Below are 19,065 nucleotides of genomic sequence, written 5' to 3'. Positions count from 1 at the left end.
AAGTTGGAATATTCAATCTAAATAAGTCTGTGCAACAGCAGCCTATATCCTATTTGCCCAGAAAGTGTTCCGTAATGAAGTCCAGCTGGTACTCCAGCGTGGTTGCATCATTAAAATAAATCCGGTTTCCGTCTGCTTCGAATACACGGCCATTCTTCACCGCCGGGATTTGCTTATACGTCTCGGTTTGTTGGAAGGACGTATCGGCATCCGCAAATTCGCTGAGAATGACATAGTCGCCGGCATACTCCGGCAGCACTTCCGCGGAAAGAGCATAATACCCATCCTTCAATGCCATTTCTTTCACTTTTTCAGGCATTTTCAGCTTCATTTCCTGATACAGGATTTCGGTACCACGGCCCCAATTATCGCCGTATACATAAAGCTGTTTATCAAAGCTCTCGATAACAGATACGGTTGCGTCTTCTCCGATTTTGGCACGGATGTCCTCGCCTGCTTTTTGCGCCCGTTGTTTGAAATCGTCGATCCAGGCCTGGGCTTCTTTTTCTTTGTTCACAAGCTTGCCGATTTCAAGATGCTGTGTCAGATAGTCGACTTTTCCGTAGGTAAAGGTCACGGTTGGAGCAATCTCTTTCAGCTTATCCACATTCTTGATATTGGACAGGCCGATGATGAGGTCGGGATCCAGCTCGATGATTTTCTCCAGACTTTCATCCGTCACTTCTTCGGCATCCTTGATTTTGTCCGCAAATGCAGGATTGGCTTTGGACCAGGAGTCAACGCCCACCATGTTGACGCCGAGTGCAAGCAGATCGCCTACGTAGGAGGACAGTACAACCACGCGCTGCGGATTAGCAGGTACTTCGACGGGTCCGTTCTCTGACTCATATGTAATGGTCCCGGATGGAGTTTCGCTTTGGTCTGTTTTAGGTGTTTCGGCCGTTCCTGTATTGTTGCTGTTTGTCTCTGCAGGCTTGCTGCTGCAAGCACTAAGAATGAGCAGCAGCGCTATAAACGGGAGGAGTAGTTTCTTCATAGTTGTCGTTTTGCTCCGTTTTGAGTACATCCTCTTTATCCCCTTTTAATAGATTGTATGTGATGCAGATCGGTTTTGCCGTGCGCGGATCGCGACCGATCTCGGCATCGATATGGAATACTTTCTTCAACACATCGTGTGAGATGACGGCTTCCGGATCTCCGGCCTGAATGATATCTCCATCCTTCATCGCAATAATGTAATCAGCGAACCTGGCGGCTTGGTTTAAATCATGCAGAACCATAACAATGGTACGCTCCTGCTCGATATTTAGCCTCTCCAGCAGTTCCAGGATTTCAAGCTGATGCGCCATGTCCAGATATGTGGTCGGTTCGTCGAGGAAGATCATTTCGGTCTCCTGAGCAAGTGCCATCGCAATCCACACCCGCTGTCTTTGTCCGCCGGACAGAGCATCCACTGAGCGATATTTGTAATCCTGGGTTCCGGTAACCTCCAGCGCCCAGTCAATCACTTCCATATCCTGCTTGGTCAAGCGGCCAAAACCTCGCTGATGAGGATATCGGCCATAGGAGACAAGCTCGCCCACTGTCAATCCGCCCGGTCCTTCTGGGGTCTGGGGCAGAATGGCCAGCTTTTTCGCCAGCAGCTTGGTGTTCATCTTGGCGATTTCTTCTCCATCCAGAATGGCAGCACCGGACTGGTAAGGAATAATGCGGGTAACGGCCTTCAAAAGAGTGGATTTGCCGCAGCCGTTAGGTCCAATAATGGTCGTGATTCTTTTATCGGGAATATCTACGTTAAGACGATTCAATATCAGATTCTCGCCGTAACCGACGCTTATTCGATCTGTACTTAGGCGAATCATCATTTCACCTCCAGAGTAGTTAGCTATCAAACGATAATGATTCTCAATTTCATCCATAAATATAATGGGGGGCCGCGTCGTTGTCAATAAATATCTTAATGGAAATTTTAAATAATATTCATGTTTCATCCGAATAATATCCATATATAGATTGGCATGGTGTTACATACCTATATATAGGCGGAATTGTGACAATATGAATTTTTTCTAAATGATTGATTGTAAAACGGTGAAAGGCAACGTATACTAATTGATAATGATAATCATTTACGTTACAAGGTGATCACAAACAGCCTTTTAATCTATAGACCGGGAGTGAAATGCATGAGTGGGAAAGAGATATTTGATGTAACGGTTATTGGTGGAGGACCAGCAGGATTATATTCTGCTTTTTATAGTGGACTGCGCGGCATGAAGACCAAGATTATAGAATATCAACCCATGCTTGGCGGGAAGGTTCACGTCTATCCGGAGAAAATGATATGGGACGTCGGCGGACTGACGCCTGTTCCGGGCGCGAAGCTGATCGAACAGATGGTTCAGCAAGGTCTGACGTTTAATCCCGAAGTGCTGTTAAACGAGAAGGTTGAATCGATCGCCCGCAATGAGGATGGGCTGTTCGAATTACATACGGCGAATTCCGGCGTGCATTTGTCCAAAACGGTCATCGTAGCGGTTGGCGGAGGCATCCTGAATCCGCAGAAGCTGGAGATTGAAGGAGCCGAGCGGTTTGAGGTGTCGAACCTGAACTACACGGTGAAGTCCCTGCAGCACTTCAAGGGCAAAACGGTGATTGTGTCCGGTGGAGGGAATTCGGCCGTGGATTGGGCGAATGAGCTGGAGCCTGTAGCGAAGAAGGTATATCTGGCCTACCGCAAAGGCGAATTGTCAGGCCATGAAGCCCAGGTCGAGCAGCTGATGAACAGCAAGGCGACTTGCCATCTCAATACATCGATCACGAAGCTTATTGCTTCGGATAATCATGAGGTAATTGAGCGGGTGGAATTAACTAATAATGAAACAGGGGAAGTCTCCTATCTGGCCGTGGACGAAGTGATCATTAACCATGGCTATGAACGGGATATGTCCCTCCTGGAGAACAGCAAGCTCGATATTCATCGGGTGGATGATTACTATATCGCGGGCAACGCAAGCTGCAATTCTTCCATACCGGGACTGTATGCTGCCGGCGACATCCTGCATTTTGACGGGAAGCTGCACCTGATTGCAGGCGCCTTCCAGGATGCCGCGAACGCGGTGAACAGCGCGAAGCAGTTCATTGAACCGGATGCCAAAAAGTACGCGATGGTCTCTTCGCATAACGAGATGTTCAAAGAGCGCAATCGCGAATTAGTGAAGCAATTGATCAATTAGAACAAGGGCATGCGTGTACATGCATGTAACGTTAGAAGAGAAGCAAGGGAATCCCCGCTTCTCTTTTTTTGTTATCCTTATTGTTTTTGGATAATCCCTGAAGTAATCAACGGGCCATAATTGAGCAGCTGCGTCATCATGATCGCCATTTCTCTTGCGGATTTGTTCATGCCGGATTCGATCCAGTGTATGACCAAGCCGATATTGGCTGAGGTCATATACGCAATCAGGTAATCACTCGGAATAATTTGATTCTCGCCTGCTGGCATTCTGAACGCATGCTTAGCAAACATATGCTCCTTCATGAACTCCCTGAATTGTCGAACGAAGGATATGTCCCCATTCGGGCCGACAATGGCTCGGAAGAAGGCGGCATGCAAGATGAGCTCCTCGAATATTTGTTCTGACGCTGGATAAGGCTCTCCCTTTTCCGCATAGTCTCTGGAATCCCTGGGATCGATATGGATCACGATGTTTTCAATCTTCTGAAGCACCTCTTCTTTGATCTTATCCAGCATATCCGGCACATCCCGATAGTGCAGATAGAAGGTACCTCGGTTGATATTGGCGCGATTGGCGATATCGGTGACGGTAATCGCGCTTATGCTTTTTTCGTCCATGAGCTCAAACAAGGTTTGCCGCAACAGCTGATTCGTCCGAATTTGCCGGCGATCCGTCTTCTTGGTCAAGGAATTCCCCTCCAGTACAATTTGAACACTTAATCAACAGAAGGCTTGTACATTGATGAGTAGTGAACACTCCGCCGAAAGCTGATGATTGAACATATTTCTCTCTTCATTATAATTAACGCTGTGATCTTTAATCAACAGTATGTTCATTAACGACGAGGAGTGGTAGATATGGGTTTCTTAAGACAAAACATGCTGTGGGTCGGCGCATTGGTTATCATTCTGGTGCTGTCGATCTTCGGCGTGGCCATGATGGGATCGATCGCGGGAGCGAAGCCGAAGTCTCTGCCCGTTGCATTGGTCGTCTTGGATCAGCCTGCGGCGTTACCGAACGGCGAACCCCTTGCTGTTGGCGATATGATGAAGGGGATGCTGCAGGGAAACTCACAGCTGCCCATTCATTGGGAGATCGTGAAATCGGAAGCGGAGGCACGGGAAGGGCTCGACAGCCAAAAGTATTATGGAGCCCTCGTGCTGCCTGAGGACTTAAGCGCGGGCATCTTGTCGCTGCAATCGCCTGCTCCGAAGCCGGCTGTGGTGCAGGTGCTGGTGAACGAGGGGATGAGCACGCAGGCATCCACTGCGGTGAAACAGATGCTCGGGCAAGCAATGAAGATGGCGGGAGTGCAGCTCTCCAACCAGGCATTGACCATGATCAGCACGCAGACGGATATGCTGCCGGTAGCAACCGCACAGGCTCTCCTTACCCCGTTTGAGGTTCATGAGGAGGTTGTTCACCCTGTCGGGGTTAACCATGCAAGCGGCAATGCGCCGGGCATGCTGGTACAGATTTTGTGGATCGGGTGTCTGATCATTAGCGTGTTCTTGTTCCAGGCGCTGCAGAAAGCCGTAGCTGATGGCAGCAGCAGGGGGGCGTCGATTGTGCTGCAAAGCGCTGCTGGTTTGCTGCTGGCGGGTCTGGCCTCCGGTTTCCTGATATGGATGGCTTCCTCCTGGTATGGCATGGAGCTTGCCAACGGGGGCCGTGTTTGGCTGATGTTATGGCTGGCCGGTTCTGCTTTTTTCCTCCTTCAGTCGACCCTGCTCAACTGGATGGGAATCCCGGCTATGGGGATTTTGGTGCTCCTGATGTTCTTCTCGATGCCGCTTCTCAATATGGCGCCGGAGTTTCTGCCGCAGGCAACGCAGGATTGGCTATACTCGTGGACGCCGCTCCGCTTTGCTGCTTCAGCTCTAAAAGATGTGATGTATTTTGACGGAGTTTCCGCATCTTCCGCGAATGCTGCCGTACTGTGGTCTGTCGCCGGAGGTTTCCTTGTCCTGCTGCTTGCCTCGGTGCTGAAGAAGGGGAGCCTTTCCGACAAAAGAAAGTCGATGACCGCTTCTTAATAGAGGTTGTTCAAAATCTAACCTAAAGCGTTTTGAAAAAACGCACTTCGGAAGCATAAACCTCGGTGCTGAAAATCCGACTTTATGAACACGCACTAATAGAATAGGCTGGCGAATGGGCAGTGTGGGGTGTGTACCCGCACTGCTTTTTTACTTTGCTTAAGCAGGTTGGTCTATATCGGTCGGGTGATCATGGCAAAAGTGTTTAGCATCGTGACGATCAACCTTTATTCAAGGTGAATAAAATACTATCGTTCTTCAAGATGGCAGCCTGTATAATCCTGAATAAGGGAGTGTGAGCGTAAGTTGAAGATTAAAGTGATCATAGCGGACGATAACTCTTTTATCAGGGAAGGCATGAAAATCATTTTGGCTACGTTTGATGAGTTCGACGTGGTAGCGACGGTTGAAGACGGCCAGGAAGCAGTCGCCTATTGCGAAACGCATGAAGTGGATGTGGCACTGATGGACGTCCGGATGCCGAATCTGAACGGGGTTGAGGCCACGAAACAGCTTACGGAGCGCACCAAAACCAGGACGCTGATCTTGACGACCTTCGACGACGATGAATATATTACCGACGCGATCCTGAACGGCGCCAAGGGTTATCTGCTGAAGAATAACGACCCGGAAAGGATTCGCGATGCGATCAAAACCGTGTACCACGGCCATCATGTGCTGCAGGACGTCGTGCTGGATAAAATCAAATCCGGGCTGAATCCGGACAAGGAAGACACCGGTGCCAAGTTCGACCGGAGTCTATTCACCGAACGGGAACTGGATATTATGGCGCTCATCGCCAAAGGGCTGGCCAACAAGGAAATCTCGAAGAAGCTGTTTATTTCCGAAGGCACGATTGCCAATCACATCACTTCGGTTCTCAGCAAGACAGGTCTTGAGCATCGAACCCAGATCGCGATTTTTTATTTGACGGGGGAAGTGAATAAGTGAGCGAACGTCGAAATTATGCCGAATTGTGGGTCATCGGCTTTCAAACGATTCTGTTCCTGTATGTGATCGGCCAGTCTTATGTCTCTGATGTTGCGATAACGCCGTGGTATATCCTTGTCATTCTTCTCTACCTGTCCGTGAACGTATCCGTCTATATTTTCAAGAGCTGGAATGCACAGCCGTGCCTCATGGTATTGGCTATTCTTATTGTCGGGGCTTCCTCATTCTACATACATCCGCTGTTGTTCCTGCTGCTTCCCGCGAATCTGTATGAACTGCTGTTTTTATACCTTCGCAGGAGCTGGATGATCCTGATCCTCCTATTGCTTCCAGCGCTTATGGTGCCTCACGAGCTTGTCATTACGTATGTTTTTATATCCGTTCTATCCTATATCTATCTTACGATGCTAAGAACTTTTGTAAGCCGAGTCGCATCCTACCAGGAGCAGAGTGAGCATATGCACCTTGAACTGGATCGGTTGACCCAGCGGTTGAGCGAGAATAATGAGTACATCCGGCAGTTTGAATACATGTTCAAGCTGGAAGAGCGAAATCGGCTGTCGCAGGAGATTCATGATAAGATCGGGCATTCCATGACAGGGGCATTGATTCAGATGGAAGCGGCCAAGCGCTTGATGACAGCGAATCCGGACAAGTCCGCCGAGCTGCTCCAGAATGCCATATCGATCTCCAAAGAAGGCATTGAGAGTATCAGGCTGGTCCTGAAGAATGTGAAGCCGCCTACGGAACAGCTCGGCATCAACCGGATGCGTTTATTTCTGGAGGAGTTCTCGGCTCAGCATCCAATCAAGACCGTATTGACGCATGAGGGCAATGTGGACCGGATCACGCCGCTGCAATGGAAAATTATTCAGGATAACACCCAGGAAGCGTTAACCAACACGATGAAGTATGCCAACGCAACGGCAGTCTCGTTACATATTGAGGTTCTGGGCACCATGATCAAGGCCAAGGTCAGCGACAATGGAAAGGGTATGCAGAAGGTCATCAAGGGTCTTGGGATCGTAGGCATGGAGGAGCGTGCCGCGGTCGTGAATGGAACCGTGATCGTGGATGGCTCCACCGGCTTCTCGGTGACCACTTTGATTCCTTATCGCTAACACCCGGTAAGTTTGATTTGGTGAATTAGGGAGATCGGTCATAGGGGACTTCCTTTCCCCCGAAGGGTGAAGATTTGGGTCCTCAACAACATGAAGATTCTCATGGGTAAGGATGAACTTGTGCACTATCGCAAGGGCATCCTTTTTTCGTACGATACATACAGATCAAGTCCACCGGTTGATGCGTGGATGGAATATGGAGGCGAAACGCGTATGAACGTGCTGGAGATCAAAGGGCTCACGAAAAAGTTTGGGGATTTCATAGCGGTAGATCAGTTGTCGTTGAACATACGGGAAGGCGAGATCTTCGGCTTCCTGGGAGCGAATGGAGCTGGCAAGAGCACAACCATCAACATCATATCGTCGCTCATGCCCATGACCAAGGGAGAGGTTCATATCCTGGGCAAGAATCTGGTGAGGCATCGAAAGTTCGCGAAGCAGCAGATCGGCATGGTTCCGCAAGAGGTTGCGATTTATGAGGATCTGACCGCCTATGAGAATGTTCATTTTTTTGCCGGATTGTATGGATTGAGAGGACCGGAGCTGAAGAGCAGGGCAGAGGAGGCCCTCGCCTTCGTCGGACTTAGCGACAAACATAAGATATACCCGAAGAGTTTCTCCGGGGGCATGAAGAGACGACTGAATATCGCCTGCGCAATTGCTCACAGACCGAAGCTGATCATCATGGATGAGCCGACCGTCGGCATCGATCCTCAATCGAGGAATTATATCCTGAATTCGGTCAGGAAGCTGAACGAGATGGGCAGCACGATCCTGTACACGAGCCATTATATGGAGGAAGTGGAGGAGCTCTGCACCCGGATTGCCATTATCGACCACGGCAAGATCATAGCGGAGGGCACGAAGGCACAGCTGAAGGCCATCATCACGGACCAGAAGGATATCGGAATTGAAGTACAATCGGCCACCCATCTTGAAGTGAGCAAGTTGGAGGACATTGCAGGCGTCAAAGCGGTTGAAGTGAAGGAAAATATCGTGCACATCAGCTCCGATGCAGAGGTCAATAACTTGAATAAAATCATTCAACAATTCACGGCGCAGGGCATCGAGATTCGTTCTGTTCAAGCCTCCGAGCCGAATTTGGAAACGGTGTTCCTGACGCTGACCGGCAGGAGCCTCCGGGATTAACAGACAAGGGTAGAGGGGGTGGAAGAATATGAACGTACTGAGAATCGCACTGAAGGAGATGAAGATCGTCCGGGAGGTACGGATGCTGGTATTCATGCTGGCAACGCCCGTGCTGCTCATTCTGATCCTAGGGACGGCGCTGTCGAGCGCTTTTAACGGCAGTACTGCGATTGGAGACATCCGGGTGTTATACCATAACGACGGAGCAGAACCCGTGCTTACGGAGCAATGGCAGGCATTTATGCAGGAGGCGGAGCGCTCATCGGGCATTGTCTTTGAGCAAGTCAGGGAAGGCATGGACGGAGGGCAGGAAGTGAGAAACAACCGGTACACCGGTTACGTGGAAATGGACGGCCAAGGGATCCGATATGATGGAAACAGCCGCAACAGTATGGAGAACGGGATTGTGCAGGGGATGCTGTCCGCATTTACCGACCGGTACCGGCTGTCAGCCGAAGCCTCGAAGATCGATCCGGAATATGAGAACAAGCTGCTTGTTAATGATGGAGAGAGCTATGTGGTTGAGTCTTCTATTCAGGGAGCGAGGCAGCCGGGTTCACTTGATTATTTTGCGATTGCGGTGACTACGATGATCATCCTGTACAGCGCCTTGACGGCAGGCGGACTCATCGATAGCGAGCGAAAGCGAAACACCGCACAGCGCCTATTGGCTTCACCGGTGACGAAAGCCGAGATTTTTGCCGGAAAAATAACGGGCACGCTCGCAATCAATGCCGTATTTGTCATCATCGTTGTGCTGATCAGCAAATATATGTTCAATGCCTATTGGGGGGAGAACCCCATCATGGTGTTCCTGGTTTTGTTCACCGAGATCCTGTTTGCGCTCAGCCTCGGGCTCGGCATCAGTTACGTGCTGAAGGGTAATGCAGCCGGAGCTGTCATCATGGTCATTATTCAACTGGCTGCGTTCTTTGGCGGAGGTTATACGCCGGTTGCAAGCACAACGGGATTCATGAGGGAGGCTGCAACGTATTCTCCCTTGCATTGGTCCAATGAAGCTCTGCTGCAGCTCATTTATTCAGGCAGCGGGTCGGCAGCCATGCATGCGATGATGCTGAATATTGGATTTTCCATCCTGCTGCTGGCCGTAGCCATGATTTCGATGCGAAGAAGGGAGGGACTGTAATGTTGAAGGATATGCTCTGGCTCATTCGAAAGACGGTATTGACCTCGTTGAAGGATTATAAAAACCTGCTGCTCGTTATTGCGCTTCCCGTGGTCGGCATTCTGCTGTCCACCTTAATCTACAAGGGCTCCGGAGATGCCTCCGTTACCATTGGCATCGTGAATCACGATATCGAACAGAAAGTCACGCAAGATACGATCGATTTTGTTGCTCAATTGGAGCATACCGAGGCATCGGTCATTAGGGAATCGGAAGCGGATGGCTTGGTTGTGTCGGGTGAGCTGGATGCGGTGCTGATCTTCCCCGAGGGGTTTGCGAAAGGCGTAATTCAGGGGACACCCGAGCCGGTCCGGATCGAATCGATTAAGGGAGCTCAGGTTACCGGTTATGTCAAATCGTATCTGAACGCGTACGTCCAGAATATTTCATCCATGGGGGTTATAGCGGATGGCGATGCCGCTGCGTTTAACGAATTATACAGCGGTTATCGGAGTTCAACGTTTCAATTGTCCACGACTACGGTTGCGGATCAATCGGCCAATCATGATATGACCAACCGGACGATCGGTTACTTGGTTGTGTTCATGTTATTCTCTGCCGTGAATCTATCGGCATTGACAATCCGGGATCGTGAGAACCGTACGTACTATCGACTCTTATCGTCGCCTATTACGGCCCGCAGTTACGTCTTCTCGAATGCTATCGTGAACATCGTTCTGATGATGATCCAGATTGCCGCCACCTTGTTTGTTATGACCCGATTCTTTCACATCGAGCCAGGCATTCCGTTATGGCAGATGTTCCTGATTCTGTCGCTGTTCGCTCTGGTCGCGGTCAGTTTATCGCAGGTCATTGTCGCGTTCTCTGACAGCACCATGATGGCTAACGGAATCCAGACGATGGTGATCATGCCGACTTCGCTGCTGGCAGGGTGCGTATTCCCGCTCTCCGTGATGCCGGAATCGATTCAGCGAATCGCCGATTTCCTGCCGCAGTATTGGCTGCTCGATACGTTTGGCAAGCTTCAGCAAGGAAGTAAGCTGAATGACATCATGCTAAATGTGGCGATTCTGCTGGCTTTTGCCTTGGCCTTATCGCTGATTGCTACCTACAAGTTTGGGAGAAATAGAGATACACAGAGCTATATTTAAATTTAATGGTGGGGTCACCTTGTACTGCACATAGGATGACCGACTATAAGCGATTAGGGGCTTGCTTAACCAGCACAGCTCCCTTTTTCATTAGTCTGAAACCCGTTCTTCCGGCGAAAAATCTACTGAAAAAAATGAACAAGGCTATTTCATCTGGAGTTACTCCATGGTTTACAATGAGTTCAGGATACAGGATCTGGTTGAAACATTGAACGATCGGGGGATGGAAAATATCGGGAAAAGAGCGAAGTGCCTTGCGGCAAGCCTTTCGCTTCACTGCTACCGGACTGACTCTAGGGGAGAAATGGCGTCTGGCTCTTCCTGGTCCGATCCTGTCAGTCGGAGGAGTGCTCATCCACAATGTGTTCTTGAAGTATTACACGGATATCATCGGTCTCAGTCCGAAGTATGTCGCTTGGGTGTACATTATCTATAACATCTGGAACGCGATTAACGACCCGGTGCTTGACGTATGGATCGACAGAATGAGGCATCGCGTGCAGCGTGGGAAATACGTCTATATCATGAGAGTGACGGTGCCGTTCATGATCGTTTCCTCCTTCCTCATGATGCTGTCTAATCCGGCATGGGATCAGTGGTTGATCTTTCTGCTGTATACCGGGTTGTTATTTATTTACGACACGGCTGCAACCGCTTACAGTATAGCCTATCAATCGTTTATGCTGATCGCGGCTCCAACCAAGGAGGAACGCATCGATGTTGGTGTGATCCAGAACTACTTATCCCAAGCGATGTCATTTCTGATCACCTTGATTCCGACGCTGCTGCTCGTTGGGGACGGAAAACAGGAGGTTATCATCCCGATCTTCTCTGCCGTAATCGTGGCAGAAGCGATATTCTTCACTTTGGCCCTGAGGGGACTGAGAGAAGATGCGCAAATGTACGAATCACTGGATAAGCAACATATCGATACAAAAGAGGTTTACAAAGAAGCCTGGCAGATCATCAAATCAAGGCCTTTCCTCACCTTTATTATATTTACCATCGTCACCGGCCCCGTGTTCTTCTACTTTACGCCGTTTCTCTACTACATGGACAGCGTCGTGCAGTCAACGGGTATCGAAGCTACCGTCATCGATGTGAGTACGCATGTGATCGCGCTCCTATTCTTGCCGGTCATGGGATCTATCGTCAAGAAAAACGGAACGAAGAAGAGTGTATACCTGGGGACAATCTTTGTGGTGCTCGGATACGGGGGGATCTTTCTTGCTGACGGCATATGGACCGCGGCGGCATCCTACGTTCTGATCGTCTTTGCTGTGAACTATCTTCGAACGGCAATATCTCCGGCCCCGGCGCTGCTCATCGACGAGAATGAGCGCACGACCGGCGTGCGGAAAACCGGGCTGTTTGACGGATTGTTCTCGTTATTCACGGTCGCCTTCTCTAGCCTGCAAACGGTTATCTTCATTAATGTCATCGGAGCATACGGATATGACGGTCTTGCGGCGGAACAGTCCGAGTCCGCCATGCTCGGCATTCGGGTAGCAACCGGCTTGATTCCGCTGGCCGCTTTTCTCCTCGGATTAATTCCGCTGGCGTTGTACCCTTTTGATAAGAAAAAAGAGGATGACATCTCCGCGTTCAGCAATAACGCCAGAAGGGGGGGGGGTGAAGATGTGAAGGAATCGGCGTTAAATTTGAATTTTACGATTGGCGAAGTGTCCAAAATTCTGGATATCCCGATCGATACCTTGCGTTATTACGATAAGATCGGACTGCTACATTCCCGCAGTCGGGACGCGAACAAGTACCGCTATTATGATCTTGAGCAGTTCGATTCACTCATCACGATTCGAATGCTGCGGGCAATGGATGTGTCGATCGAGCGAATCCAAGAGATGCTTCGGGACAACAGCCTAAACGCTATTCGCAGGCTGCTCTCCGACAAGCGGCAAGACATCGATCGCCAGCGGATTTATTTGAAACATTTGTCTCACAAGCTGGAAGTGTTGGATGTTCAGCTTCAACGGTTCGATAACACGGAGGTCATTGAGCTTGTACTAAGCCACCCGTGCTGGGTGCTCCTTACCGATTCCATCATGGAGAGCGGAGATCATGGACTCGGGAGCAAAGTGCAGCAACAGGTACGAAGAATCAATGCCAGGGAATGGCTTGCATTCTGTCATGCCATATCGATTGTGTCGCAAGATAACCTTAACGCAGGCCGTTTTCACAAATACCTGTACAATGGCATTCTGTCCACCTTCCCGATGGAGGGTGACTCTTCCGTCTTTCAGAAACTTGAGCCTCGCTACTGTGCCAGAAAATGCGTGGTTATCGGCAGGGACGACTATGCCAAGATGGACGATCACTACGATCAGATGAAAGCCTTCATTCGCAATCGCGGACTAAAGATCGCGGGTCATTCTCTCGAAGTCAATCTCTATAACCAGTACGACAATCATTACATTGAAATTTACATTCCGGTAGAAGAACGATAGGGGGAAGCGGACATGAAAAAATTAGTGATCGACGGACAACGATTCTTGAATGAAGACGGCGCTCAAGTGATCCTGAACGGCATCAATCTCGTAAGCAAGGACAAGGCAAAAGGATATGTTGAGCCCTGTGATGCAGCTCTGTTCGCCTGGTTCCGCGAACAAGGATTTAACGTTGTCCGTCTAGGTTTAATATGGGATGGCGTCGAGCCGGAGCCTGGGGTCTACGACGATGCGTATCTGAGCAGAATCAAGCAGCAAGTTGTATGGGCTGAGCAGAATGATCTCTATGTTTTTTTGGATATGCACCAGGATTTGTACAGCTTGCTCTACGGCGACGGGGCTCCCGCATGGGCGACCCTCTCCGACGATCTTCCTCATATTACCGGACATATTTGGAGTGACGCCTACCTGGAAAGTCCGGCTGTGAACCGCGCTCTGGATCACTTCTGGCGGAATACGTCCGCTTCCGACGGGATCGGCCTGCAGGATCACTATGCAGCGATGTGGAAGCATGCCGCACAGTTTATGGCTGATTGTCCGAATATCATCGGTTATGACATGATGAACGAGCCGTACCCCGGAACAAGCGGACAGGAGGTGCTTGGCACAATCATTGCCGCATATGCGGGGCATGTGATGGGAATAGCCGACCCGAACATGGAACAGCTTGCCGGACTCTGGTTTGACGAGGAAAAGAGGCTAGAGGTTCTTGCCGGGATGGCGGAGATGGATACGTACCGCATACTCGTCGACAGCGCCAGAGAAGTCTCGCAAATCTTCGAACGGGAAGTTCTCGCGCCCTTTTTCAACAAGACAGCGGCAGCAATTCGCTCCGTTTCCCCGGACGGATTTTTGATGTTGGAAACGAGCTATTTCTCGAACATGGGGATCGAGTCCGGCTTGCAGCTAGTGCAGGATCCAGCTGGTCAAACCTTACACCATCAGGTGTTTGCACCGCACGGCTATGATCTGGTGGTCGATACGGAGCATTATGACATTTACAATCAGGATCGCGTCCAGCTGATTTTTGCTACCCATCGCAAGGTGCAGGAACGATTGAACGTGCCGGTCCTGGTCGGGGAATGGGGGGCCTTCTCCCAACATCCGGCAACCTTTCAGCTTTCCAAGCAGATCATTGCGATATTTGAGCGGTATCTTTGGAGCAATACATACTGGTGTTGGTGTGACGGCTTCAAGGAAGCCCCATATGTCAAGGCGTTGAATCGCGCGTATCCGCAAGCGACAGCCGGCGTGCTCTCAGCATACCGTTATGATCATGATAACGGCAGTTTAAGTATAGATTTCGTTTCATCCGTTGGAGAGACGTTGATTTACCATCCCCATCTGGAATCGATATCCAGGAGCGACGCGGCGGTTGCCGGTACGGACGCCTATCAACTCGAGCTGCGCCCTTTCCTGGATTCGAAGAGTGGCATCTTGGCGATCACTGTTCCTGATCAAGGGAACAAGATTACGGTTACGATAGGGAGATGATGTCAAGGGGGCTGGAACGACATAGCAGGCATTTCAATAAATAAGGCGAGAATAAGAAGAACCATGGGGTTAAAGCGAGGCGGGACAGACTAAAGCGGCGTAGATACTTGTGTACAATGTAAAAAGGCATGCCAACAAAATAAGCAGGGCGTCCCTTGTTCTGATTCCCGATAAGGAAACAGTCATCAAGGGGACGCCCTCTCGGTTCTTTCAGAACGTGACCAATCCCATCGCTTTCTTGGCGGCAAGCAGTGTTGGGACTGCGGTTTCGGAAGCCCGCTTCGCTCCGTCCATCAAAATGCGATCAAGCTCGGAGGAATTCACGATTTGATGGAACTTCTCCTGGATTGGCTGAAGTTTTTCGATGACCACCTCGGCCAATTCCTTCTTGAACGTGCCGTATCCTTGGCCCTCATACCGTTTCTCAATGACGGAGATGGCTTCCTCGGAGAATACGGAGTAAATCTCGATCAGATTGCTGACCGCCGGTTTTTGCTCCCAGTCATGCCGGACCTGGCCATCGGAGTCGGTAACGGCTTTGGATAATTTCTTGCGGATATCCTCCGGCGTATCCATCATATGGACGCAGCTATTTTTATTCGGATTGCTTTTGCTCATCTTTTTGGACGGATCGTCAAGGCCCATTATGCGGGAGCCAATATCCTGAATGATCGGCTCGGGAAGCGTAAATGTGTGTCTATACCGGTTATTGAAGCGCTCGGCTACATCACGGGTCAGCTCCAGATGCTGCTTCTGATCGTCACCGACAGGCACATGCGTTGCCTGGTAGAGCAGCACATCGGCAGCCATCAAGACCGGATATGTGAACAACGCGGAGCTCACGGTATCTTTTCCGTCCGATTTCTCCTTGAATTGGGTCATCCGCTTTAATTCCCCGAAATGCGCCTGCGTCTCCAGCAACCACCCGAGCTCCACATGCGCAGGGACCTGGGATTGCAGAAAGATCGTCGCTTTATCGGGGTCAATGCCTGACGCAATGTACAGAGCGGCTATGTCTCGTGTGCGCTGGTGCAGCTCCTTGGGATCCTGATAGACTGTGACCGCATGCAGATCCGGCACGAAGAAATAGGACTCATACTCATGCTGCAGCTTCACATATTGACGGAGGGCACCTCCATATCCGCCAATATTCAAATCTCCACTCGGCTTAATTCCTGACAATAATCGTTTCATAACACACCTCCTGATTGTTTGCGAACAACACAAAAACACCTCATCCCTCTATGGGACGAAGTGTAACTTTCGCGGTACCACCCAAGTTCGACTGTACGGTCGCTCTTAAGCATGACGTGAAAATGAGGAAGATGCACCATTATTCCCGCCATATCTCCCAAAATAACGGTGGAGAGCCGTCAAGGCCTACTGCCCCGGCACAGATCGGAGGTTCGGGTTGAAGCGAGAAGATCCATTCACTTTATTCGGGGTACCGGGCCTCGCACCATTCGCCGGTTCGCTTGGACCTCGAGAGATAAGCTACTATTTCTTCTCATAGCCGTGTGGTATGTTGTTCTTAAGTTCATCAGCAGCTGCTCTTCGGATAAGAAGAGAGAGCAAGATGAATATGATGAGAATCATTACACAGGTGTTAGGTGAATGTCAAGAGGGTATGGGGAGGATTCATGATGAGGGATAATGATACGGCGATTCTCGGAGACGGATTATCCATACTGTCGCAGAGTAGACGGCAAACGGGGGATATTTGGCAAGCCCATTACGGAGCGGCCGCGATCGCGGGTTATTTTTTTATAAAAGCAAACCATTTGACCGGGAAGGTCGAAGAGGCTGTGGCAGCGGAGAACCGGAGGATGCTCGGCAAGTATTTGCAGCCGGGAACGGTGACAGAGGAAAGCGTGAGCGTGGAAAGCGCCGAATCACTGATTCTTGCGGCCCTTGACGATACGATTGATGGTTTGCACTGGGTCGGGCACAATGTGATCTATGCCGCAATAAGTCTGGCTGCACTCCACGAGCTTGGAGGCGGTCTCTGCCATGAAGCAACCGATATTGCGGAATTAGTCTCCTCTTTCGTGAAGACGATTCCGGGAAGGTCCTGGATCGGATATTCTGCAGCCGAGGTCAAACGGTTGACCCTGGATGAACTTGACGGGATACCTGAAATAACGGACGGCGATCAGCTCTCGGCCTTTATTTTGAACGAACTGGCCTCTTATTCGGTGATCTACAGAGCGGAAGCCCATCATGATTTGATGGGGCATATGCTGACCTTCTCACATGCCTTAAACATATTGTACGATCTTGGCCACCACGCTTATTTCCATAGAGGCTTGCCGGGTTTACTCAAAATCGTGAAGGTGCTCCGTACCAGCAACCAGCTGGACCCTGCAGAGCCGATCCGAATCGTATCTCCGGTGGATCGGCTGCCACTTGTGGAGGCTGCAAGATCGTCTTGTTTGCCGCATCAGTCGGAGTACTGGGCGGGTATCGACGGGGCTGCGACCGACTGGGACTTCGGCCATCTCTTTAAATTCCCATTTAGTTTCTATCATCATTGGAACCGTGTTTCGGGAGCGCCGGCGAAGGCAATGGAGAATTTCCGATATATCATCCATCCGGTGTAGACGATAATTTCCTGAAGAGAGGTAACCTTTTTTATACGAATCGGCACTTAAGTGTTAGAGACACCGGGAAGGGAGGTTTTAGTGAACGTGTTCCAGTGGATTGAGGAAGCCCGGCGGGGAAGTGCGGAGGCCCAGGAAAGCTTGGTTCGGCATTTTACCGGCATGGCGCTGGCCGTGGCCTACGATAAATTGCAGGATCAACATTTAGCGGAAGATGCCGTGCAGGAGGCATTTACGGAGGTCTTTGCGAATCTGCATAAGCTGCAGGATCCCCGGCGTTTTCCCGGATGGTTCAAAGTGATCGTTGAGCGGCAGTGTTACAGGGACTTGCGCCGCAAGCAATTTCAGACGTTACCGCTGCATGAGGTTGAATTGGCGGCTGGAGATCAGCGAAGCTTGGAGTCGGTCGTGGAAAAGAGAGAGATGATCGGTCAGCTGCATGCCACGATCGCAGATTTGCCACCCGGCATGCGGATTGCGGTCCAGCTCTATTATTTTCAAGGCTACAGCCTGCGGGAGATCTCGCAATATTTGGATATATCCCTGCCGGCTTTGAAGAAGAGGCTCTTTGATGCCCGGCTGAAGCTGAAGAACACGCTTCATGTAGCCGACTTTGTATCGGTGTTCACCGATCTATATGAGGGAGGCAGGCGTATGCTGCATATCGTTAATGGGGATTCGGTAGGAGATAAACTGAAGCAAGGGAACATTCAAGGGGACATTCTGGTGTGGCGAGAGCTTTATTCTTTTGGTCCGGTCTTCACGAAGATGGACGTGCCGGATCATCGGAGAACAAGAGCTCAGTATCTGGAGCAAACGCTGGGGATTCCGCAGAAGGAATATATCGGGACCTGCGAGGCGCAGGAGAGGAAGCTTCAGGATTTTCAGCAATATGATGAAATCGTGCTCTGGTTTGAGCATGATCTGTTTGACCAGACGATGCTGTCTTATTTGCTGCATTGGTTTAAGGAACAGTCACTGGGAAATACGAAGCTGAGTCTGCTGTGCATTGGCGCATACCCGGGCATCGAGCTTTTTCGTGGGTTGGGGCAGCTCAGCACGGAGCAGCTCGAGACTTTATCGGGCACATGGCACACGATTGGAGAACAAGAGCTCATGCTGGGCAGTATGTTGTGGGAAGCCTATACTTCGGATCTGCCGGAGAAACATCAGCGCATGCTGGAGGTTGATTCCTCGGCACTGCCTTTTGCTAGGGCTGCATTCGCAGCCCATCTGGCACGGCTGCCCTCCGTGAACAATGGACTTGGGATCATTGAGCAGACCACGTTAGAGGCTGTAGCGGGCGGAATCCATAAGCCTCACGAGTTATTCCGAAAGGTAGGTGACCAGCTCCATACACTGGGAATGGGAGATCTGGAGTTCTGGTATTACCTGGCGAAGCTGACAGAGGGACCGGATTCCTTGCTCGTTATCGATGGTACAGCACTTTTTCCCGACTTCAAACTAGCTGTACCCCATTTCCAAGATCGGGTGTTGCAAGTGACGAGTCTAGGGCGGGAGGTATTAGCCGGGAAGTCCGACTATGCCCCCTACACCGGAACGACCGATAAATGGGTAGGAGGTCTGCTTGTGCGGGGTAAGGCTCCGTCATGGCGCTGGAACCCGGAGCGGAAGTCGATTGTGCGGATGGGCGAATCTGATTAACAACAGGTACAGGAAAAAGCGATCTTGAGTAGATTGGCGGATCCGATTACCAGCAGAATATAGCATAAGAGCTATCCTTGCTTGGC

Annotated in this window: 15 protein-coding genes; 11 read left to right on the top strand and 4 right to left on the bottom strand. The window is 50.4% G+C overall.

Annotated features, from left to right (window positions below; all coding sequences use genetic code 11):
- Positions 1-49 precede the first annotated feature (49 nt).
- A complete protein-coding gene (locus MHH48_RS33715; protein ID WP_076323754.1) occupies positions 50-997 on the bottom strand; it encodes an iron-hydroxamate ABC transporter substrate-binding protein in 948 nt (315 codons plus the stop codon).
- The gene (locus MHH48_RS33710) at positions 951-1,823 is read right to left on the bottom strand and encodes an ABC transporter ATP-binding protein (protein WP_076323755.1); all 873 of its coding nucleotides are present in this window, start codon (positions 1,821-1,823) and stop codon (positions 951-953) included. Before MHH48_RS33710 ends, MHH48_RS33715 begins: the two co-directional genes overlap by 47 nt.
- 324 nt (positions 1,824-2,147) lie before the next feature.
- Between MHH48_RS33710 and MHH48_RS33705 the strand changes: the two genes are divergently transcribed.
- Complete coding sequence (locus tag MHH48_RS33705; protein ID WP_076323756.1) at positions 2,148-3,197, top strand: NAD(P)/FAD-dependent oxidoreductase; 1,050 nt, start codon at positions 2,148-2,150, stop codon at positions 3,195-3,197.
- Positions 3,198-3,274: 77 nt separating this feature from the next.
- Here the strand turns inward: MHH48_RS33705 and MHH48_RS33700 are convergent, their stop codons facing one another.
- On the bottom strand, positions 3,275-3,886 hold the full coding sequence (locus tag MHH48_RS33700; protein ID WP_076323757.1) for a TetR-like C-terminal domain-containing protein: 612 nt from the start codon (positions 3,884-3,886) through the stop codon (positions 3,275-3,277).
- A 171-nt stretch (positions 3,887-4,057) separates the two neighbouring features.
- Here MHH48_RS33700 and MHH48_RS33695 point away from each other — a divergent pair, with 171 nt between their 5' ends.
- The 8 genes from MHH48_RS33695 (at position 4,058) to MHH48_RS33660 (ending at position 14,714) form a co-directional block, all read left to right on the top strand.
- Complete coding sequence (locus MHH48_RS33695) at positions 4,058-5,236, top strand: DUF3533 domain-containing protein (protein ID WP_076323758.1); 1,179 nt, start codon at positions 4,058-4,060, stop codon at positions 5,234-5,236.
- 306 nt (positions 5,237-5,542) lie between these two features.
- Positions 5,543-6,187: a response regulator transcription factor gene (locus MHH48_RS33690; RefSeq protein ID WP_076323759.1), complete on the top strand. Its 645-nt coding sequence runs from the start codon at positions 5,543-5,545 to the stop codon at positions 6,185-6,187.
- Positions 6,184-7,308 carry a histidine kinase gene (locus MHH48_RS33685; RefSeq protein ID WP_076323760.1) on the top strand — a complete coding sequence of 375 codons (1,125 nt, stop codon included), beginning with the start codon at positions 6,184-6,186 and terminating at the stop codon, positions 7,306-7,308. The genes MHH48_RS33690 and MHH48_RS33685 overlap by 4 nt, the downstream gene beginning before the upstream one ends.
- 213 nt (positions 7,309-7,521) lie before the next feature.
- Positions 7,522-8,457: an ABC transporter ATP-binding protein gene (locus MHH48_RS33680; RefSeq protein ID WP_076324068.1), complete on the top strand. Its 936-nt coding sequence runs from the start codon at positions 7,522-7,524 to the stop codon at positions 8,455-8,457.
- A 28-nt stretch (positions 8,458-8,485) separates the two neighbouring features.
- Positions 8,486-9,604, top strand: a complete 1,119-nt coding sequence (locus tag MHH48_RS33675; RefSeq protein ID WP_076323761.1) for an ABC transporter permease — start codon at positions 8,486-8,488, stop codon at positions 9,602-9,604.
- Entirely contained in the window at positions 9,604-10,755 is a 1,152-nt protein-coding gene (locus MHH48_RS33670; protein WP_083659731.1) for an ABC transporter permease, read from the top strand. The genes MHH48_RS33675 and MHH48_RS33670 overlap by 1 nt, the downstream gene beginning before the upstream one ends.
- A gap of 254 nt (positions 10,756-11,009) precedes the next feature.
- Entirely contained in the window at positions 11,010-13,220 is a 2,211-nt protein-coding gene (locus MHH48_RS33665; protein ID WP_340389475.1) for an MFS transporter, read from the top strand.
- Between the two features lie 12 nt (positions 13,221-13,232).
- Positions 13,233-14,714 carry a cellulase family glycosylhydrolase gene (locus tag MHH48_RS33660; protein ID WP_076323763.1) on the top strand — a complete coding sequence of 494 codons (1,482 nt, stop codon included), beginning with the start codon at positions 13,233-13,235 and terminating at the stop codon, positions 14,712-14,714.
- Positions 14,715-14,924: 210 nt separating this feature from the next.
- Here the strand turns inward: MHH48_RS33660 and trpS are convergent, their stop codons facing one another.
- A complete protein-coding gene (gene trpS / locus MHH48_RS33655) occupies positions 14,925-15,908 on the bottom strand; it encodes a tryptophan--tRNA ligase (RefSeq protein WP_076323764.1) in 984 nt (327 codons plus the stop codon).
- A 449-nt stretch (positions 15,909-16,357) separates the two neighbouring features.
- Here trpS and MHH48_RS33650 point away from each other — a divergent pair, with 449 nt between their 5' ends.
- A complete protein-coding gene (locus tag MHH48_RS33650) occupies positions 16,358-17,314 on the top strand; it encodes a hypothetical protein (protein WP_076323765.1) in 957 nt (318 codons plus the stop codon).
- Between the two features lie 87 nt (positions 17,315-17,401).
- Positions 17,402-18,979, top strand: a complete 1,578-nt coding sequence (locus MHH48_RS33645; protein WP_076323766.1) for a sigma-70 family RNA polymerase sigma factor — start codon at positions 17,402-17,404, stop codon at positions 18,977-18,979.
- Positions 18,980-19,065 lie beyond the last annotated feature (86 nt).

This window comes from Paenibacillus sp. FSL F4-0100 (assembly GCF_037993005.1).
Lineage (GTDB): Bacteria > Bacillota > Bacilli > Paenibacillales > Paenibacillaceae > Paenibacillus_AQ.
Note: the sequence above shows the minus strand (reverse complement) of the source record. Positions and strands in the feature narration are given on the sequence as shown.